The sequence below is a fragment of the Burkholderia sp. Bp8963 genome (assembly GCF_003854275.1).
Classification (GTDB): domain Bacteria; phylum Pseudomonadota; class Gammaproteobacteria; order Burkholderiales; family Burkholderiaceae; genus Burkholderia.
Map to the genome: position 1 here is coordinate 26983 of NZ_QTQP01000056.1, position 20391 is coordinate 47373.

A 20391-nucleotide genomic window follows, 5' to 3' on the forward strand; every position below is an offset into this window, starting at 1 on the left:
GGTCAAACGGTTTTCAACTGGCTGCCGACCGGCAGCTTGCGCAGGCGCTTGCCGGTCGCGGCGAAGATCGCATTCGACAGCGCGGCCGCAAGCGCCGCGGTGCCGGGTTCGCCGATCCCGCCCGGTGCCTCGGCGCTCTTCACGATGTGCACGTCGATCGGCGGCGTCTCGTTGATCCGCAGCATCCGGTAGTCGGTGAAATTGCCCTGCATCACGCGGCCGTTCTCGATCGTGATCTCGCCGTACAGCGCGCCCGTGATCCCGAAGATGATGCCGCCCTGTACCTGCGCGTCGATCGTGTCCGGATTCACGACCATCCCGCAGTCGACCGCGCACACGACACGCGTGACCTGCACGTCGCCGTCATCGATCGCGACGTCGACGACCATCGAGAAGAAGCTGCCGAACGCATGCATCACCGACACGCCGCGCCCGTGCCCCTTCGGCAGCGGCGTGCCCCAGCCCGCCGCCTTCGACGCGACGTCGAGCACGTTGCGCGCGCGCGGCGTCTTGCCGAGCAGCGCGCGGCGGTATTGCACGGGGTCGGCTTTCGCCTGCGCGGCGAGCTCGTCGACGAAGCTCTCGACGACGAACGTGCTTCGCGTCGGCCCGACGCCGCGCCAGAACGCGGTCGGCACGTGGCGCGGCTCCTGCCGCACGTAGTCGACGAGCTGGTTCGGCAGGTCGTACGGCAACTCGGCCGCCACCTCGACCGCGTCCGGATCGACGCCGCCCTTGAACGCGGGTGGCGCGAAACGCGCGAGGATCGACGAGCCGACGATCCGGTGCCGCCACGCGACCGGCTTGCCGTTCGCGTCGAGGCCGGCCGAAATGCGGTCGTAGTAGTAAGGCCGGTACATGTCGTGCTGGATGTCTTCCTCGCGCGTCCACACGACCTTCACCGGCGCGTTCACCTGCCTGGCGACCTTGAGCGCCTGCGCGACCATGTCGGTTTCAAGACGCCGGCCGAAGCCGCCGCCGAGCAGATGGTTGTTGACGACGATCTTCTCGCGCGGGAAGCCCGTGATCCGCTGCGCGGTATCGACCACGCGCGTCGGCACCTGCGTGCCGACCCAGATCTCGCAGCCGTCGGGCCGCACGTGCACCGTGCAGTTGACGGGCTCCATCGTCGCGTGCGCGAGGAACGGCTGCTCGTACACGGCGTCGATGCGCGTCTTCGCGTTCGCGAACGCATGGTCGACGTCGCCGTCCTTGCGCGCGACCGCGCCCTTGCCGTCCGCGGCGCGCGCGAGGTCGGCAACGATGTCCTTCATCGACACCTTCGCGTCCGCGCCTTCGTTCCATTTCACGACGAGCGCCGACGCGCCGCGTTTGGCCGCCCACGTGTGATCGCCGACCACCGCGACCGCGTTGTCGGCCCGCACGATCTGCCGCACGCCGCGGATCTGCTTCGCGGCCGTGTCGTCCACGCTCGCGACCGTGCCGCCGAACACGGGGCTGTTGACGATCACCGCGTACAGCATGCCCGGCAGCCGCACGTCGAGACCGAACTGCGCGGTGCCGTCGACCTTCTCGGGCGAATCGAGACGCTTGACCGGCTTGCCGATCAGCTTGAATTCGTCGGGCTTCTTCAGCGCGACGTCCTTCGGCACCGGCAGTTTCGCGGCGGCGCTCGCGAGCTGGCCGTACGACGCACGGCGCCCGCTCGGCGGATGCTGCACCTCGCCGTTTTGTGCGCGGCATGCGGCCGGATCGACGCCCCACTGCTTCGCGGCCGCCGTGACGAGCAGCGTGCGCGCCGTCGCGCCGGCACGGCGCAGCGGCTCCCACGCATAGCGGATCGACGTCGAGCCGCCCGTGAGCTGGCCGCCGAGCAGCGGGTCAAGAAACAGTTTCTCGTCGGGCGGCGCGTGGTCGAGCGTCACGCTCGACAGCGGCACTTCGATTTCCTCCGCGATCAGCATCGGAATCGACGTGTAGGTCCCCTGGCCCATCTCGACCTTCGGCATCACGAGCGTGACCTGCCCGTTGCGGTCGATCTGCACGAACGCATTCGGCGCGAAGACGCCCGCCTGCGGCGCTTCGTCCGCGTTGCCGCCGATCACCGAGCGCCGCGCGTCGCCGCCTGCCGCCGGCACGCTGAAGCCGAGCAGCAAGCCGCCGCCCGCGGCCGCGCCGAGCGACATGCCGAACTTGAGGAACGTGCGGCGCGACACGCTTGCGGCGGTCTTGCCTGCTTCGATCAGTCCGCGCGACATCTCAAGCCTCCTTCGCAGCTTGCTTGATTGCCGCGCGCACCCGGTTGTACGTGCCGCAGCGGCAGATGTTGCCGGCCATCGCGGCATCGATGTCGGCATCGCCCGGATGCGGGTTCGACGCGATCAGCGCGCTCGCTGCCATCACCTGGCCCGACTGGCAGTAACCGCACTGGACCACGTCGAGTTCGCGCCAGGCCTGCTGCACCTTGCGTCCGGCCGGCGTCGCGCCGACGGCCTCGATCGTCGTGATCTTCCTGTTGCCGACCGCGGCGACCGGCAGCACGCACGAACGCGCCGCGACGCCGTCGAGGTGCACCGTGCACGCGCCGCACTGCGCGATGCCGCAGCCGAATTTCGTACCGGTCAGGCCGACGAGATCGCGCAGCACCCACAGGAGCGGCATGTCGTCAGGGGCGTCGACCGTGTGGGTCGCGCCGTTGATGTTGAGCGTGATCATTTCAGCCTCCGTGGCCGGGGTATCGTGGGAAGCGGCGCGCACCCGGCGCGCCGTATCAAGTCAGGCGTCGTGCGACGCGTATGGCGCGGTTACGGCTCGACCGCGTCGACAGCCGTCAGGATCTTGATGACCGGCGGTTGCGCGAGCCATTCGGCGGCCTTCTCCCGAAACGCGACGAAGTGCGGGCTCGCGAGATGCGCATCGAACGCGGCCTGGTCGTCATAGGCCTCGAACACATGAAAACCGGGCGAACCGTCGCTTTCGTGAAACAGGTCGTAGCGCTGGTTGCCCGGTTCGGCGCGCGTCGCAGCAACCATGCCGCGCAGCTCCGCTTCGACGGTCTGCACGTGCTCGGATTTCGGAATCACAGTCGCAAATACGTAAAAAGGCATGTCGTTACTCCATCGAGAAAGAAACGGGAATGCCACACGCCGTCGCCGTGCGACGCCGACGTGCGACACGACTTCACTGCATCAGGCCAGTTGCTCCGGACCCACGCGCACGACGACCTTGCCGAAGTTCTTGCCGGCGAGCAGCCCGATCAGCGCTTGCGGCGCATCGGCCAGATCGTCGACGACATCTTCGCGCGCCTTCACCTTGCCCTGCGCGACCCATTCGCCCATCTCCTTCGCGAACGCGGCATAGGTGTCCGCATAGTGGTCGCTGATGATGAAACCCTGCATCCGGACACGCTTGCGGAGCAGCACCGACGTCAGCAGCGGCAGGCGGTTGGGGCCGGCCGGCAGCGCGCTGTCGTTGTAATGCGCGATCAGCCCGCACACCGGCACGCGCGCGCCGACGTTCAGCAGCGGCAACACCGCGTCGAACACCGCGCCACCGACGCTTTCGAAATAGACGTCGATGCCGTTCGGGCACGCGTCCGCCAGTTTGCCCGCAAACGCCGGATCGCGGTGGTCGACGCATGCGTCGAAGCCGAGCGTGCCGGTCACGAATGCGCACTTGTCCGCGCCGCCGGCCACGCCGACCACGCGGCAGCCCTTCAGCTTCGCGATCTGCCCGACGACCGCGCCGACCGCGCCGCTCGCCGCCGCGACGACCACGGTCTCGCCGGCCTTCGGCTCGCCGATCTTCAACAGCCCGAAGTACGCGGTGAAGCCCGGCATGCCGAGCACGCCAAGCGCATACGACGGATGCGCAACATCGCGGCCGAGCGGAATCAGGCCGGTGCCGTCCGACAGCGCATAGTCCTGCCAGCCGCCACCCGCGACCACCAGATCGCCTTCCCGGTACGCGGGCAGGTTCGACGACACGACCTGGCTGATCGTCCCGCCGACCATCACTTCGCCGAGCGCTACCGGCGCCGCATAGGACGGCGCATCGCTCATCCGGCCGCGCATGTACGGGTCGAGCGACAGCCAGACCGTGCGCAGCAGCACCTGCCCCGGCGCGGGCACCGGCACCGCGCCGGTCACGGTGCGGAAGTTGTCCGGCGTCGGTGCGCCCGCCGGGCGCGAATTCAGGACGATCCTGCGGTTTGCTGTGTTGCTTTGCGGCATGTGGTGAACCTCTCCGTCAACATGGATACGTGCGTGCGCACGCTCAGGGGTGAATCGGGTACGCGGCCGTCGACGCGATGCGCGCCGTCATGACAACGGCGCGCGGCATCGGAACCGCGCGAGCCGTCGAACATCGAACCGCGTCAGATCCGCTATTGCAGATCCTTCTGCACATTCCTCATTAGTAGACCAGTCGTCTAGTCACAGGCGCAAAATAAGGCGCGCCGATGCGCGCCCTGGTTACGACCGCTCTCCGGCCGCGTCCGGCTGCGGCAGATTCAGCATCCGCAGCGTCGCGGCCATCGCCGTTTCGAGCGGCCGGCGGTTGCGGTGGATCTTCTCCAGCAGCGTCGCGCCGAGCCACAGCTCGTACAGCATCGACGCCGTGTGCTGCGGATCGTCGATCCCGTGCAGCGACCCGTCGGCGAGCCCTGCTTCGATACCGGCCGCGAGCCGGTCGATAATCTGGCCGGTGCCGCGCCGCAGGACCGCGCGCATCGCCTCGGACAGATCGGACACCTCGGCGCCGAGCTTCACCGCGAGACACTTGCCTTCCGGATCGTCGTTGCACTGCGTGTGCAGCCAGTTGCCCCAGTAGCTCATCAGGCGCGCGGCGCCCGTTCCCGGCTGCCGGACCAGTAGATTGTCGAGATGCTCGAGATAGCCGTCGAAATACGATTCGAGCAGCGCTTCCCCGAACGCCTCCTTCGAGCCGAAGTAATGATAAAACGAGCCCTTCGGGATGCCCGCCGCAGCGAGAATCTCGTTCAGACCGACCGCCGAGAACCCCTTGTGGAGCATGATCGGCTTCGCGATATTCAGGATGTGATGGCGAACTTCCGCGCCTGAAGATGCATTCATGGTGGCGTATGGTAGCAAACGATTAGACCGGTCGTCTAGTAGCAAGCAACCGGCATTTTGTGTCGCACTTTACCCCAGTCGTGGCTGCGGACAGAAGCGCCGCGCGACAAGTCATCCTCCCTGCGACGGCCGCCGCTTGATGCCCGGCTTCGCCGCACGGCCGCTTCCGCTCGCCGCCCGCGCCGGCGCACGACGGGCAGGCACCCTTGCCGCACGCGCGTTGCGCAGCGCCTCGAGCTCGCCGGCATACGTCGCGTTTGCCGCTTGCACGCCGTCGAGCTGCCCCTGGAGCACCCCGCACCGGTGCAGCGCGTCGCCGAGTTGCGCCTGCAGCGCGGCGACTTCGCCGCGATGCAGCGTATCGCGCTGTTCGGTGCGGGCGGCCATCGCGTCGAGCTCCTTCTGCAGCCGCGCAGCCGCGGTGCGCTCGCGATCAATTTCCTGAAGCGCGCGTTTTTCCGATGCGCGCAGCCGGTCTTCGGCGCGACTCGCGTCGTCGCGCAGCCGATCGAGCTGCGCCGAGAAATCCGCGCGTGCCTGTGCAAGCGCGCGATCGCCGTCCGCGTTGTCGGCCTGCAGGCGCTCGACCTCGGCCGCCAGCGCCTGGCGGGACGCGCCATCGGCCGCACGCGCCTGCTCGAGTTCATGAATTCGCACCTGCGCCGTCAGCAGCGCGGCCGTGCGCTGCTCAAGCGCTGTCTCGGTGCGCGCCAGCTCGGCCTGCAGCGCGGCAACTTCGGCACGCGCGGCCGCCCTTTCAGCCTCCACCTCCGCGCGCAACGCGTCGAGCGCGGCTTCAGCCGCAGCCGTCGATCGACGCCACAACGTCGCGACCAGCTCGCCCGCGGCCGCCTGCAGATCGGACGGCAGATCCGGATGCTCGATCCGCACCCGGCTCTTTTCGCGGAGCTCGGCCCAGAACTCGCCGAGCACCGCGGTCGGCGTGCTCATGCTGCCTTTGCGGACGAGCTGGTAGAGGCGATTCGCGGTCGGCGTAATGCCGAACCGGAAAAACAGCAGCGCGCAGGCCTCGCGGTACAGCTCGCGGGTTTTCGGGAATTCGGCCTTGAGGCGCTCGATCTCGACGGCGAGGCGGGTTTCGTCGGCAGCGATGTCGGACATGGGTGAGGTTCGGAGGAATTTGAGTAAATAATATAACGTAAACCGTCATATATCCAATCCTTCTGCCGCCGTTATTTGACATTATTTCTATAATGTTGAAATTGTGCTCTGGCGACAGTTGCCGAACGCGCCGCCCGTCCGGTTGCAGAATTTTGTGACCGCCTCCAATCGATACTTCGCGCATCACTGAAATCTACCTTCCACATTCAACAAAAACTTGAATTTAGCTGACTTTGCAGATAAGGTTCAGTCAAACATCTGGCGCTCATGATGAAGGGCCGGACAACCCTCATCGAGAACCTTGCAGCGCCTGCCTCCGAAACTTTCGTCGCATCCATTTTTTAACCATTTATCTGACATGTCAGATAAAACAATCGGACCCCGGCCCCGCACCCCCGATCCGAAAGGAAACACGATGAACCCTTCAGCTCACGCTCCCGCCCCTGCCCCGCTCAGCGGCGCCCGTTTTGCGCTCGGCACGTTTGCGGTAGCGCTCGCCACTTTCATGAACGTGCTGGATTCGTCGATCGCGAACGTCGCGATTCCGACGATCTCCGGCAACCTTGGCGTCTCGATCGACGAAGGCACCTGGGTCATTACGCTGTTCTCCGCGGCCAACGCGATCTCGATTCCACTGACCGGCTGGTTGACCCAGCGCGTCGGGCAGGTGAAGCTGTTCGTCGCGTCGATCCTGCTGTTCGTCATGTCGTCGTGGGCCTGCGGCCTGGCGCCCAACCTGACCTTGCTGCTGGCCGCGCGCATCGTGCAGGGCCTCGTGGCGGGACCGCTCGTCCCGTTGTCGCAAGCGCTGCTGCTCGCTTCGTTTCCGAAGGAGAAAAGTTCGAATGCGCTCGCGCTCTGGGCGATGACGGCCACGGTCGGGCCGATCGCCGGCCCTGCACTGGGCGGCTGGATCACCGACAGCTACAGCTGGTCATGGATCTTCTACATCAACGTGCCGGTGGGGCTCTTCGCGGCGGCGACCGTCTGGGCGCTCTACCGCGACCGCGAGACGGAAGCGCGCAAGCTGCCCATCGACAAGGTCGGCCTGCTGTCGCTGATCGCCTGGGTCGCGTCGCTGCAGATCATGCTGGACAAGGGCAAGGATCTCGACTGGTTCAATTCGCCGGTGATCTGGGTGCTGGCCATCGTCGCGCTCGTCAGTTTCGTGTTCTTCGTGATCTGGGAGCTGACCGACGAGCGACCGATCATCGACCTGCGCCTGTTCCGCGGCCTCAATTTCTTCGGCGGCACGCTCGCGATTTCCGTCGGCTTCGCGGTGTTCTTCGCGAACCTGGTCATCCTTCCGCAATGGATCCAGGGGGCGCTCGGCTACCCGCCCCTCAACGCGGGGCTCGTTACCGCGCCGCTCGGCGTGTTTGCCGTGCTGCTCGCGCCGGTCGTCGGCAAGCTCATGCCGAAATCGGACTTGCGCGTGCTGGCCACGCTTGCATTCGCCGGGTTCGCCGCGGTGTTCTTCATGCGCTCTCAATTCACGACGAGCATCGATCCCCGCACGCTGATCCTGCCAACGCTGCTGCAAGGCATTCCGACCGCACTGTTTCTTACGCCGCTGACGGCCATCATCCTGTCAGGCCTGCCGGCGGACAAGATTCCGGCCGCCGCCGGCCTGTCGAACTTCGCACGGACGTTCGCGGGCGCGGCAGGCACGTCGATCGTCAGCAATCTCTGGAACAGCAGGACGGTGCTGCATCATGCGCAACTGGCCGAACAGTCGAGCATCGACAATCCGGCCTTCGCGCTGGCCATCGACCACCTCCGGCAGACACTCGGCGGCAGCCCGTCGCAGGCGCTCACGCAGTTCGAGGCGGCACTGAACGCGCAGGCCACGATGCTCGGCCTGAACGACATCTTCTGGCTCTCGTGCATCCTGTTTCTCGTTATCGTCCCGCTGATCTGGATCACAAAGCCGGACAGTCGTGCGGCAGCAGCGGCGGCTGGCGCCGGCGGTCATTGATGGCAGCAACCGACACGCAACTTGCACGCAGCCGACATCGCCAACTTTCCTTTTGACAATATCTGACTTTGCAGATATATTGACCATCAATCAATTCAGGATCTGGCCATGGAACACTACACGCCGCGGAATTTCTTCCTGACCGAGTCGGTCGGGTTTCTGCTCAACAAGGCGCGCAACGTCATCACGGCGGAAATGGACACGGCGCTCAAGGAGTTCGGCATCACGAGCCAGCAGATGGGCATCCTGCTGGCGATCCACGGTCGCTGGGCGAGTACGCCGTTCGAACTGTCCAAGTTGCTGGCCGTCGACACGGGTTTGATGACCCGCATGCTCGACAAGCTCGAGACGAAGGAACTGCTGGCGCGCTCGCGCAGCGAAGAGGACCGCCGCGTGGTCAACCTGGCCCTGACCGCGAAGGGAATCGATGTCGCCGCCCGGCTCCCTGCGAATGCGCGGAAAGTACTGAACGCACGGCTCGGCACCTTCAGTCCGGAAGAATTCGAGCAACTGCTGGCCCTTCTGCGCAAGTTCATCGGCGATTGAATGCAGGCGGGGGTTCCCCCCCTTTTTTCGACATTTATCTGACAGGTCTGACAATGAATTTGCAGATATTTAAGCGAAACGTCATCGTTCGCGCCATTCGGGCCGTCGTGGCGGTGGTCGCGGCAGCCGCACTCTCCGCTTGCGCCAACTACGCCGGCATTCATGACGACAACCAGCCGGCACGACCTGGCCAGTTCCAGGCCGCGCAAAGTCTGCCGGCCGAGCGCGGTCACTGGCCGGCAGCAGACTGGGTCGACCAGTTCGGCGACGCGCAGCTGAAGGCGCTGGTTGCCGAAGCGCTCAACGGCAACCCGAGCGTCGCGCAGGCTCGCGCACGCGTCGCAGCGGCGCAGGCGTACGGCGAATCGGCGAAGGCCGGCACGATGCCGCGCGTCGATGCGAGCTATTCGCTCACGCGCGAACAGTACAGCGGCAATGCGCTCGCGCCGAAGCCCATCGGTGGCTCCTGGCAAACGGAAAACGAAGCGTTGCTGACCGCGTCGTTCGACCTCGATATCTGGGGCAAGAAACGCGAAACCTGGAAGGCGTCGGTGTCGCAGGTGCAAGCGAGCGAAGCCGACGCGCAAGCCGTCAGGCTGACGCTGACCACCGCCGTCGCGCGCAGCTACAACGAACTCGCGCACCTCTACGCGTTGCGTGACATCGCGGAGCAGGAAGTGTCGCAACGCGGGCAGATCGAACGCATTGCGGCGGGCCGCGTCGCGACCGGTCTCGACACGGAAGTCGAGCACGAGATCGCGCAATCCGGTCTCGCCACGAGCCGTGCCGCGCTCAACGCGCTCGACGGCAGCATTCTCACGACACGCTATCAGCTCGCCGCGCTGCTCGGCGCCGGTCCGGATCGCGGCCTCGCGATCCGGCGGCCGGCGCTCAGTGCCGGCGACGAGGTGCGCCTGCCCGACGATCTGCCGGCCGATCTGGTCAGCCGCCGGCCGGATATCGTGGCCGCCCGCTGGCGTGTCGATGCGATCACGCATCAGGTCAAGGAAGCGAAGGCCGAGTTCTATCCCGACATCAACCTCGCGGCCGCGATCGGCCTCGACGCCTTCGGCTTCGGCCGCTTCCTGACGGCCGGCAGCCGGATGGCGTCGGCGGGCCCCGCGCTTCACCTGCCCGTTTTCGACGCCGGGCAGTTGCGTGCGCAGTTGAAAGGGCGTTACGCCGACTTCGACTACGCGGTCGCCAGCTACAACCAGACGCTGATCGATGCGCTGTCGAGCGTCGCGACGTCGCTTTCGCAGATCCGTTCGACGGATGCGCAACTGGTTGACGCCGAAGCGGCCCGTCAGGCTGCGCACGACGCCGACCGGCTTGCGCTCACGCAATACCGGGCCGGGCTGACCAACCAGCTGACGGTGCTCAATGCGGATACGAACGCGCTCGCCGCGGATCAGGCCGTGACCAACCTCAGGATGGCCCGCCGCGACCGCCAGATCGCGCTGGCGTCGGCGCTCGGCGGCGGCTACGTCGACCCGTCGGCTGCAGCCGCACCCGCTTCTTCTCCTGTTTCCGCTCCCGTTGTTGCCGTGCGTTGACGCGGCGGGATTGCCTACCTGTATGGAGAATGCAATGAACACCCAAACGCCCGATCAGCAGCAGGACGATACGCTGGCCCGTTCCGACTCGGCCGTCGAACGCGACAACGCCGCACCTGCCGCTGCAACGGAACAGCCCGCGGCACAGCCTGCAGCACGACCCGGCAAGCGCAAGTTGCTGATGACATTGCTGGCCGCAACCGTCCTCGTGAGCGGCATCGGCTACGGCGCGTACTACGCGACGTTCGGCCAGTATCACGAAAGCACCGACGACGCCTATGTACGCGGCAACCTCGTCCAGCTCACGCCGCAGGTCACGGGCACGGTCGTCGCCGTGAATGCCGACGACACGCAGATCGTCAAGGCCGGCGACGCCGTCGTGACGCTCGATGCCGTCGATGCGCGCGTGGCACTCGCCAATGCCGAGGCGACGCTCGGCAAGACGGTTCGCCAGGTGAGCACGCTGTACGTCAACAACGACTTTTACGCGGCCAACATTGCGGAGCGCCAGGCCGACCTCGCGCGCGCGGTCGACGATCTCGCCCGGCGGCAGGCGGTCGCGAATACGGGCGCGGTGTCGACCGAGGACATCGCACACGCGCGAGACGCGGTGAAGGCCGCGCAAGCGACGCTCGATGCGGCCCGCCAGCAGGCGCAGGCAAATCACGCGTTGACGGACCGCACGTCGGTCGAGCAGCATCCGGACGTGCAGGCGGCCGCCGCGAAGGTGCGCGACGCATGGCTGACCTATGCCCGCACCACGCTGCCGGCGCCGGTGACGGGCTACGTCGCCCAGCGTTCGGTTCAGGTCGGGCAGCGCGTGCAGCCCGGCTCGCCGCTGATGGCGATCGTGCCGCTCGATGGCGTGTGGGTCGACGCGAATTTCAAGGAGGTGCAGCTCGCCCGCATGCGCATCGGTCAGCCGGTGACGTTGACAGCCGACGTGTACGGTTCGAGCGTCGAGTATCACGGCCGCGTGACGGGATTCTCGGCCGGCACAGGCAGCGCATTTGCCGTGCTCCCCGCGCAGAACGCGACCGGCAACTGGATCAAGGTGGTCCAGCGCCTGCCGGTGCGCGTCCAGCTCGATCCGCGCGAGCTCGAAGCGCATCCGCTGCGCATCGGCCTGTCGATGCAGGCGAGCGTCGACACGCACGACGTGTCGGGCACGCAGCTCGGCGCCGCGACGAACACGCGTTACCGCACCGATGTCTTCGCCGGCTATGAACGCGAGGCCGACGGGGAAATTGCGAAGATCATCGCGGAGAACGAGATCGGCGCGTGCGCGACGCCTGTGAAGCAGCATGAGCGCGGCCTTGCGGCCAACCCGCCGTTGCGCACGGCAGGCTGATGCGCGGCAGTGCGAAAGGCGACCGGAGACTGGCTGGCCAGCGCCACGTGGGCGTCGCCGGGATCGACTCCGGGATCGACGCCGAGCACGGGGCCATCCAGGGTCCGGGCCGCCTGCACGACGGCCCGTTCGATATCACGCCCGTTCCGTGACCCGCACGTCGACTTCGGCATCGAGACGCGCAGCGTTCGCTTCGGCCTCGGACTCCGACATCAGCTCGCCTTCCCACTTCGCGACCACCGCGCTGGCGATCGAGTTGCCGACCGCGTTCGTCGCCGAACGCCCCATGTCGAGGAACGTGTCGACGCCGAGAATGAGCAGCAGCCCCGCTTCCGGGATGTCGAACTGATGGAGGGTCGCCGCGATCACGACGAGCGACGCGCGCGGCACGCCGGCCATCCCTTTCGACGTCAGCATCAGGATCAGCAGCATCGTGATCTGCGTGCCCAGCGACAGATGAATGTTGTACGCCTGCGCGATGAACAGCGACGCAAACGTGCAGTACATCATCGAGCCGTCGAGGTTGAACGAATAGCCCATCGGCATCACGAAGCTCGAGATCTTGCGGCGCACGCCGAAACGGTCGAGCGCATCGAGGATCTTCGGGTACGCGGCTTCGGAGCTCGCCGTCGCGAACGACAGCATGAACGCTTCCTTGATCAGCGCCAGCAGCTTGAACACGCGGCGGCCGAGGAACAGCAGCCCGGCAGCGACGAGCGTGCCCCACAGCAGGAACAGGCTCACGTAGAAATCGCCCATGAAGACCGCGAACTTCAACAGGATCGACAGACCGTTGACTGCAACGGTCGACGCCATCGCCGCCAGGACGGCAAACGGTGCGAACTTCATCACGTAGCCGGTGATCTTCAGCATCACGTGCGACAACTGGTCGATCGCCGCGACGAGAATTTTCGCGCGCTCGCCCAGCGCCGCGAGCGCGACGCCGAAGAACATTGAGAACACGACGATCTGCAGGATCTCGTTATTGGCCATCGCCTCGGCGAACGACTTCGGCACCATGTGGCCGACGAAGTCCTTCAGCGTGAACTTGGACGTCGCGAGATGCGCCGACGCGCCAATGTCCGGCAGCGGCAGGCCGAGATTCTCGCCCGGCCTCAGCAGGTTGGCCATCAGCAGCCCGAGCAACAGCGAGATCAACGAAGCCGTGACGAACCAGCCGAGCGCCTTCACGAACACGCGCCCCACGGACGACGCATCGCCCATGTGCGCGATGCCGACGACCAGCGTCGAGAACACCAGCGGACCGATCACCATCTTGATCAGGCGCAGGAACACGTCGGACACGAGCGAGATGTAACCCGCGATTTCAACGGCGGATTGCTTGTCCGGAAGCTGCGTGTAAATCATGTAGCCGATGACGATACCGACCACCATCGCGATCAGAATCCATACTGCCGCGGAAATTCTTTTGTTCATACGGAGATTCAGCGCACGGTGACTGTGCAAGAAAGGATGAAACATGCGCTCCCGTGCCGTGCCACGGGAGCGCGTCGCAAACATGTCGTACTGCTATCGATGCAAAGTGTCGGACGCTCTGCCGCCAGGATCTGCTCCGCAAGGTCGCGAACGCCTGATCCTGGCGATGCAGCGTCGAACGGTCAGTAACCGATTGCCGATCCGGCCGGGCGGCGCGGATCATTGAAGCCGTAGACGAAACCGACCCGTACATTGCCCGACACCGACGAGTCGTTCCCCGAACTCTTCCGGCTCGCTGCCTCGGTGCCCGGCAAACCGACCAGAATCAGCTCTGCCGCGCCCCACGGGGTTTCCTCGACCATCTTGTAGCCCATGTTGCGAAGCATCGCGAGCGTGTCGGGCGACAGGCCGTAGGTCTCGTAATAGACCTCGTCGGGCAGCCATTGCTGGTGGATGCGCGGCGCGTCGACCGCATCTTGCGGCGCCATCCCGTAGTCGATCACGTTCAGCACCGTTTGCAGCGTGATCGTGATGATGCGCGAGCCGCCCGGCGACCCGACCACCATGAACACCTTGCCGTCCTTCTTCACGATGGTCGGCGCCATCGACGACAACGGACGCTTGCCCGGCGCGATCGCGTTGCGCGTTCCCTGCACGAGGCCGAACAGGTTCTGCGCGCCGACCTTCACGGTGAAGTCGTCCATCTCATCGTTCAGGAAAAAGCCCGTCCCCGGCGGAATGACCACCGCGCCGAAGCGACCGTTGACCGTATAGGTGGTCGAGACCGCGTTGCCGGAACGATCGATGATCGAGTAGTGCGTCGTCTCAGGCTTCTCGTGCACGCCGAGACCAGGTTGCACGTCGACCGACGCCGTCGCCATATCGCCGCTGATGCGCTTGCGGATTTCCGCTGCGTATTCCTTGCTCGTCAGCTTGCTGACCGGATTGCTGATGAAGTTCGGATCGCCGAGCAGCGTGTTGCGGTCCTCGTAAGCGTGCCGCATCGCTTCGCTCATGTAGTGGATCGCCGACGCGGAATGGTAGCCAAGCTTGCGCATGTCATACCCTTCCAGAATGTTCAGCGTCTCGCACATCGTCACGCCACCGGAACTCGGAGGCGGGGCCGAGATGAACTCGTAGCCGCGATACGTGCATTTCAGCGGCTCCATGTCCTCTGCCCGATAGGACGCGAAGTCGGCGGCCGTGATCACGCCACCCGACTGCTTCGAAGCGGCCTCGACGATCTTCGGAATATCGCCCCGATAAAACGCCTCGGGGCCCTGCGCCGCGATTCGCTCCAGCGTACGCGCCAGATCCTTCTGGACCAGACGGTCGCCCGGCTGGAGCGGCGTGCCGTCGGCCCGCAGGAAGATGCGTGCCGCCTCCGGGTCCGACTTGAAACGCTGAATCGTCGTGTCGAGGATGTCCGTATCGGCGCGCGTCAGCACGAATCCGTCACGTGCAAGGCGAATCGCCGGCGCCATGACCTGCTTGCGCGTCAGGTTGCCGTATTTGCGCTGGGCGAGATCAAGGCCCGCGACGGTTCCCGGCACGCCGACCGCGCGATAGCCATAAAGACTGTCGTCCGGCCGGACATTGCCCGACGTATCGAGATACATGTTGGCCGACGCTGCAGCCGGCGCGGTCTCGCGGAAGTTGATGAATCGATCCCGGCCATCGGCCAGGTGAATGGTCATGAAGCCGCCGCCGCCGATGTTGCCGCAGCACGGATTGGTCACGGCCTGCGCATAACCGACCGCAACGGCAGCATCCACTGCGTTGCCCCCCTGCCTCAGGATCTCGACGCCGATTTCCGACGCGAGGTGCTGCGACGAAACGACCATGCCGTTCTTCGCTTCAACCGCGGGTTCCGACGCGGCAAACGCGCTCAAATGTATTGCCGACAACAGGGTGAGTACAACGAGCCGCCTCATGACGGAATCCTCCAAACGAAAACAGGGTCATGCCGAGATGCGCAGCGATCCTGTGGCCTGCCCGCGCCACGAATTTGCAATGTAATAAACAATACATCCCGACGAGGCCGCGATCATATCACGCAGGTTTTTACATAAAAAACCTAGGGTTAGCCCTGACGTATCCGACAAAAAAGCGAACATCACCCGACTGAAATGTTTATTTCATTACGCGCGCGATGAACGATCTGTATGCGACGGTGATTCGTCCCTTCTTTTTTTGCCGTCGCGGGGAACGCTGCCCGCCAATGGGCTAACATGCGGGCAGTCGCGAGCAGACGCGTGTCTGCGAGTCGTCATTCAAAAGTGAGAGTCGGAGTGCCCGATGGGGACAAGCATCAGGGCGTTGCTGCTATCCCAGATGGATAGCTTCACGCCGTCGGAACAGAAGGTCGCGCAGGCGTTGCTGGATCGATACCCCAGTCTCGGGCTCGGTCCGATTGCGGGCTTTGCGAAGCAGGCGGATGTCAGTGACCCGACGGTGTTTCGCTTCGTCGTCAGAATCGGCTTTCCGAATTACTCGTCGTTCCAGCAAGCGCTGCACAACGAGATCGATGCCGCGATGAATTCCCCGCTCGCCCGGATGGATGCCTTTCATTCCGAATCGGGCATGCGCGACAGTCACTCGGCGATATTCCAGCGGCTCTCCGAATCACTGGCAACGATGACGGAAGGGCTCGACGCAGCAGCCTTCGACGAAGCCGTGACGCTGCTGGCCACGCCGGACGTCCGCATCTTCTGTGGTGGCGGACGCTACACGGCGCCACTCGCGGCGTTGTTCTCCTTTACGCTGGCCTATGCACGGCCACATGTGCAGTACCTGGAACCGAACCTGAATCAGGCTTCGATTGCGCTGGCGGACATGGGCCCCAACGATGTTCTCGTGATCTTCGATTTTCGTCGCTATCAGAAGGACAGCATTCGATTCGCGAAATCCGCCCATCAGCTCGGCGTCAGGATCGTGCTGATCACCGACGAATGGATGTCGCCGGCCAACGAGTTTGCCGAGATCGTGCTCCGCATCCAGGGGCGTCCGTTCGCGATGCTGCAGACCAACGTTCCTGTGCTCGCACTCGCTGAAGCGCTGGTGATCGGCGTGACGAACCGGCAACCCGAGCAGGCAAGGCAGCGCATGGAAAAGATCGAACTTCTGAACGCCGGGGGGATCGAGCAGGACGTCAACCAGCGGGAACTGCCGGAGTGATCGGCACTCGAGCCTGGTGCGACGCTTGTGACGCGACGAAACCTCGGCAGCGCACACCGCGCATGAGCTGAACCGGATCGACGGCGGCGCGCACACACTGTTTCGCGAACGCTCAGTGCCCGCGGTACAGCTTTGCAACGTCGATGTGGTTTGACGGCGACCGCTGCAGGGCCGCGCCGTGCGTGCTTGAGTTGCGTACCGCACGCTCATGACGCGTCTGCTCATGCGTGCGCTGCAGTTCGGCGACGCGTATCGCGCCGCCATGCGGCCGCACGCAGCCCGGGGCCGAACGGTTCGCGCATGGACGCGTGGCAAGCGCGTCCACAGGCTTGCTCAGCCCCGTCACGCGAGGCGCGTCCGCCGGTTTGTTCAGCGCCATCACACGCGGCGCGTCCGCCGGCTTGTTCTGCACCGTCACGCGAGGTACGTCCGCCGGCCTGCTCAGCGCCGTCGCGCGACGCGTATTCACCGTTTCCTTCGGTTCGCCCGCGCGATCCATGTCCGGATCCACGCTCGGGTCGCCGTCCCCGGGCGCCGCAAGAAGATCGTAATCCGGCAAGCGAAATGGAACGGCGAGCGGCAAAAGCGTCGACGGATCGCCCACCATCGCAGCCAGATCCGCCGACGACGGCATGTCGACGATCACCATCTGCGGACCGGAGACCTGCTTTGCACGGCAGACGGGATCGGCCTTGCAGACCTTGTCGAGCGTGACGTAGCCGCCGAACACCAGCACGAGCGTCACGAGGCTCAGCGCGGGCGCCGTCCCCGGGCGAGGCTGACGAACTGCCGCATCATGCAGCAAACGCGCAATGCGCATGCGCCAGCTATCGACCGATCGCACCGCGTTGACGCGATGCGCATCGCCGGAGCCAGCGAGACGCGAAACGAATGGCCAGTTCCGCCGGCCGCAAACGGGACAATGCTCGAGCGCGCGGAACGCCTCGAAGCCGCACTGCCTGCAACGCCAGCAGACGCCCGGCCGCACCCTGACGCGAGCGTTCATCACACTCTCGACCGTGTCGCGCTCGCTGACTTTCCGCTTGGACAGGACTTGCATCGTTTGACCAGGACTGACGTGATCGATTGCGTAAGTGGAGTCCGCGCGAATCCGCTCAGGGATCGCGCTCCATCGTCGCGTCGTATTGACCGCGGCATGCCGCACCGTTCAGGCGCGCGCGCTTGAGCAACGCGGCCTGCGCGGCACGCACATTGGCCGCCTGCCCGCTCCACGCGGCAAGCGGCGGCTCCTGCAGCGCGCGTCCGTAGGAAAAGCTCAACAGCCACGGCCGCCCGGCGATGCGGTTCATCGCATCGAGATTGGCCGTCGCTTCCTCGGGTGTTTGCCCGCCGGACAGGAAGAAGATGCCGGGCACTTCGGCAGGAACGATGCTGCGCAACAGCCGAACCGTTGCATCGGCAACCACCGCGGATGCCGGCTGCGTCGCGTGCGCTTTCCCGGGAACGACCATGCTGGGCTTGAGCAACATATGTGCAAGCTCGACCCGATAGCGATGCAGTGCGTCGAACACCTCGTGCAGCACCGCATCGGATACTTCGGCGCAACGCTCGATCGAATGATCGCCGTCCATCAGGACTTCCGGCTCGACGATCGGCACGATGCCGGCTTCCTGACAGATCGACGCATAGCGCGCGAGCGCGTCGGCGTTCGCTTCGATCGCGAGGCGGCTCGGCAGCGTCGCGGACACGTTGTACACCGCGCGCCATTTCGCAAATCGCGCGCCCTGCTCGCTGTAGCCATCGAGACGCTTCGCGAGCCCGTCGAGCCCTTGCGTGATTTCGTCGCCGGGCGCATGCGCGAGCGGAATCTTGCCGGCGTCGACCTTGATGCCGGGCACGATATGCTGACGCGCGGCAACTTCGGGCAACGGCGTACCGTCGTCTGCACATTGCCCCAACGTCTCTTCATACAGGATCACGCCGCTGATGAATTCACCGAGGCCCGGCGTCGTCAGCAACAGGCTGCGCCACGCACGACGGTTCTCGTCAGTCGATTCGACGCCGATCGTCCTGAAGCGCTTCGCGATGGTCGGCCCGCTTTCGTCAGCGGCGAGCAAGCCTTTGCCATCCTGTACGAGTGCCCGAACCGTCGCCTGCAGATCGTTCCCGGTGCTCATGTCCGCTCCCATGAATGCCGCTCGGAAGGACGCGCATCGCAACGTCCCTTTTCACATTTTTGGTCGCCGTACAGCCAGAAAGCAAGGCATGCGTCGCGCATTGAAACGCCCTGCATTTACCGTGCTAGCGTGCGTGTTTCTGCCGTGCCGCGAGCGCACCGATGGTCTGCATCGCGTTCTCCACGGCAGCCGTCCATGGACGGCCATAGTTGAGCCGGACGTAGCGACGAAATCCTCCCGTCCTGCAAAAGATCGGCCCGGGCGCAATGCTGATGCCGTGTTCCAGCGCGGCCCCGAACAGGCGCAGCGCGTCCACGCGCGGCGGCAACTCGACCCACAGGAAGTAGCCGCCACGCGGCGCGAGCACTTCCGTGCCTTGCGGAAAATACGCGTGGACGGCTGCCAGCATCTGCGCCTGGTGTGCGGCAAGATTGCGCCGCAGCTTGCGCAGAAAGCGGTCGTAACCACCGTCCTGCAGATAGTTCGAAATGGCCAGTTGCGCAGGCACGTCGGCCGCCGGCGCGGCGACGCATTTCGCCTGCCGGATCTGATGCACGTAACGCCCCGCGGCGACCCAGCCGATCCTGAAACCCGGCGCCAGGCATTTCGAAAACGATCCGCAATGCAGAACGAGCCCGCTATCGTCGTACAGTTTCGCAGGACGAACGGGTGTGGTCCCGAAGTACAGCTCGCCATACACATCGTCTTCGATCAGCGGCACCCGATGCGCGGCGAGCAGATCGATCAGCGCACGCTTGCGCTCGTCGGTCAGTGTGGTGCCGGTCGGGTTGTGGAACGACGTCATGAACCAGCATGCGCGGATCGGATGCCGGTCGAGCGCTTCGGCGAGTGCGTCGAGGTCGAGGCCCGTGTGCGGATCGACCGGAATCTCCACGGCCTTCAGATGCAGGCGTTGCACCGCCTGCAGCACCTCATGGAACGCCGGACGTTCGATCGCGACCATGTCGCCCGGGCGCGCAAGCGCCTGCAGGCTCAGCGTCAACGCCTCGAGCGCGCCGGTCGTGATGACGATTTCGTCCATCGGCAACGCGGCGCCCGCGATCAGATAGCGCAGCGCAATCTGCCGGCGCAGCCCTTCATCTCCGGGCGGGAATCCGGACAGCAGCTTCGTGCGGTCCATCGTGCGTGCCACCGACGTCACGCATCGCCACAAGCTGCTCATCGGGAACAGCGAATAGCTCGCGAACGGCGAGCCCAGTGCCACGAAATCTTCACACCTGATCGAATCGATGAGCCGGTGCAGCGCGTCGTCCACGACACTCGGCGCAGCCGGCGCCTTGCGAGGCGGGCCGTGGCCCGGTCGCACGCGCTTGCCGCCGAGTTCGGAAACGAAATAACCGGAACGCGGGCGCGCGACGATCAAGCCCTCACTCTCGAGCAGGTAGTACGCGCGGAAGACAGTCGCCGGACTCACCTGATAAGCCTGGCTCGCGGCGCGAACGGTCGGAATGCGCGCGCCGGGCATCAGGTCGCCGCGCCGGATCGCATCGGCTATCGTCTTCGCCAGCACCGCGTAACGCTTCATGCCTGTCCCCGGTTCCTCCGTGGATTGCTGCAAAAAGAGTAGCACGCTCCCCGCCCCGCAGAACCCGTCTTCCGCGCTGATCCGCTCGTTTTTAACGGGCTCTGATCCTTTTCATCCGGCCCGTTCGCGGGCATCCTCTCGCCTTCTGCTTACCGACGACCACTCGATACGGAATTCATGCTGCCCGACGGCTGATCCGTGGTCCTGCGCGTTCGCGCCGGACCTTGTCTGCCGGCGTCCCTCTTTCCCAGGATCACTCAGCGTGAAAACGAAGACCCTCATCGCGGGCCTAGTGGCCGGCTTCGCCCTCAACCTGGTCGGCAACGCCGCCGACGCAGCCTGCATCTCCAACCCTCCGTCCCAGTCCAACGCGTCGTTTCCGAGCGCGCTGACGGGCAAGCTCGTCTATCACAGCTATGTGTCCTACGGTGACGGCACGAGCCAGCTGTTCCTGTACGACTTCTCGGCGCGCACGCTGACCCAGTT

The 20391-nt window shown here is 65.3% G+C and carries 17 protein-coding genes and 1 pseudogene; 7 read left to right on the forward strand and 11 right to left on the reverse strand.

The genetic code is table 11. The features are described from left to right. Positions 1–2: 2 nt before the first annotated feature. From DID96_RS31400 to DID96_RS31425, 6 genes are all read right to left on the reverse strand, one after another. The gene (locus DID96_RS31400) at positions 3–2219 is read right to left on the reverse strand and encodes a xanthine dehydrogenase family protein molybdopterin-binding subunit (protein WP_124603110.1); all 2217 of its coding nucleotides are present in this window, start codon (positions 2217–2219) and stop codon (positions 3–5) included. Position 2220: 1 nt separating this feature from the next. Then, positions 2221–2676, reverse strand: coding sequence for a (2Fe-2S)-binding protein (locus DID96_RS31405; RefSeq protein WP_124603111.1), 456 nt, complete (start codon positions 2674–2676; stop codon positions 2221–2223). Between the two features lie 89 nt (positions 2677–2765). After that, positions 2766–3068: a putative quinol monooxygenase gene (locus tag DID96_RS31410; protein ID WP_124603112.1), complete on the reverse strand. Its 303-nt coding sequence runs from the start codon at positions 3066–3068 to the stop codon at positions 2766–2768. An 81-nt stretch (positions 3069–3149) separates the two neighbouring features. Then, positions 3150–4193, reverse strand: a complete 1044-nt coding sequence (locus DID96_RS31415) for an NADP-dependent oxidoreductase (RefSeq protein ID WP_124603113.1) — start codon at positions 4191–4193, stop codon at positions 3150–3152. 240 nt (positions 4194–4433) lie between these two features. Continuing rightward, complete coding sequence (locus DID96_RS31420) at positions 4434–5054, reverse strand: TetR/AcrR family transcriptional regulator (RefSeq protein ID WP_124603114.1); 621 nt, start codon at positions 5052–5054, stop codon at positions 4434–4436. Between the two features lie 111 nt (positions 5055–5165). After that, on the reverse strand, positions 5166–6176 hold the full coding sequence (locus DID96_RS31425) for a DNA-binding protein (RefSeq protein ID WP_124603115.1): 1011 nt from the start codon (positions 6174–6176) through the stop codon (positions 5166–5168). A 415-nt stretch (positions 6177–6591) separates the two neighbouring features. Here DID96_RS31425 and DID96_RS31430 point away from each other — a divergent pair, with 415 nt between their 5' ends. The 4 genes from DID96_RS31430 (at position 6592) to DID96_RS31445 (ending at position 11607) form a co-directional block, all read left to right on the forward strand. Further along, positions 6592–8154, forward strand: a complete 1563-nt coding sequence (locus DID96_RS31430) for a DHA2 family efflux MFS transporter permease subunit (protein ID WP_124603116.1) — start codon at positions 6592–6594, stop codon at positions 8152–8154. Between the two features lie 108 nt (positions 8155–8262). Further along, complete coding sequence (locus DID96_RS31435; RefSeq protein ID WP_124603117.1) at positions 8263–8700, forward strand: MarR family winged helix-turn-helix transcriptional regulator; 438 nt, start codon at positions 8263–8265, stop codon at positions 8698–8700. Positions 8701–8753: 53 nt separating this feature from the next. Then, positions 8754–10256: an efflux transporter outer membrane subunit gene (locus tag DID96_RS31440; protein ID WP_124603118.1), complete on the forward strand. Its 1503-nt coding sequence runs from the start codon at positions 8754–8756 to the stop codon at positions 10254–10256. 34 nt (positions 10257–10290) lie between these two features. Next, positions 10291–11607, forward strand: coding sequence for an HlyD family efflux transporter periplasmic adaptor subunit (locus tag DID96_RS31445; protein WP_124603119.1), 1317 nt, complete (start codon positions 10291–10293; stop codon positions 11605–11607). 135 nt (positions 11608–11742) lie between these two features. Here the strand turns inward: DID96_RS31445 and DID96_RS31450 are convergent, their stop codons facing one another. Next, positions 11743–13044: a dicarboxylate/amino acid:cation symporter gene (locus tag DID96_RS31450; protein WP_124603120.1), complete on the reverse strand. Its 1302-nt coding sequence runs from the start codon at positions 13042–13044 to the stop codon at positions 11743–11745. Between the two features lie 182 nt (positions 13045–13226). Beyond that, positions 13227–14888, reverse strand: a complete 1662-nt coding sequence (gene ggt / locus DID96_RS31455; RefSeq protein ID WP_311767776.1) for a gamma-glutamyltransferase — start codon at positions 14886–14888, stop codon at positions 13227–13229. Between ggt and DID96_RS39170 the strand changes: the two genes are divergently transcribed. Both DID96_RS39170 and DID96_RS31460 read left to right on the forward strand, forming a co-directional pair. Next, entirely contained in the window at positions 14887–15063 is a 177-nt protein-coding gene (locus DID96_RS39170) for a hypothetical protein (RefSeq protein WP_260464075.1), read from the forward strand. The genes ggt and DID96_RS39170 overlap by 2 nt on opposite strands. 279 nt (positions 15064–15342) lie before the next feature. Next, positions 15343–16221, forward strand: a complete 879-nt coding sequence (locus DID96_RS31460) for a MurR/RpiR family transcriptional regulator (protein ID WP_124603122.1) — start codon at positions 15343–15345, stop codon at positions 16219–16221. A 112-nt stretch (positions 16222–16333) separates the two neighbouring features. Here the strand turns inward: DID96_RS31460 and DID96_RS31465 are convergent, their stop codons facing one another. The 3 genes from DID96_RS31465 to DID96_RS31475 all read right to left on the reverse strand — a co-directional run bounded on the left by DID96_RS31465 (position 16334) and on the right by DID96_RS31475 (position 19905). Next, a complete protein-coding gene (locus DID96_RS31465; RefSeq protein WP_124603123.1) occupies positions 16334–17041 on the reverse strand; it encodes a hypothetical protein in 708 nt (235 codons plus the stop codon). 295 nt (positions 17042–17336) lie between these two features. Further along, on the reverse strand, positions 17337–18359 hold the full coding sequence (locus DID96_RS31470) for a class I fructose-bisphosphate aldolase (protein WP_124603124.1): 1023 nt from the start codon (positions 18357–18359) through the stop codon (positions 17337–17339). 124 nt (positions 18360–18483) lie between these two features. After that, the gene (locus tag DID96_RS31475; protein ID WP_124603125.1) at positions 18484–19905 is read right to left on the reverse strand and encodes a PLP-dependent aminotransferase family protein; all 1422 of its coding nucleotides are present in this window, start codon (positions 19903–19905) and stop codon (positions 18484–18486) included. Positions 19906–20167: 262 nt separating this feature from the next. Between DID96_RS31475 and DID96_RS31480 the strand changes: the two are divergent. Then, positions 20168–20391, forward strand: a pseudogene (locus DID96_RS31480) (hypothetical protein); the annotation flags it as partial.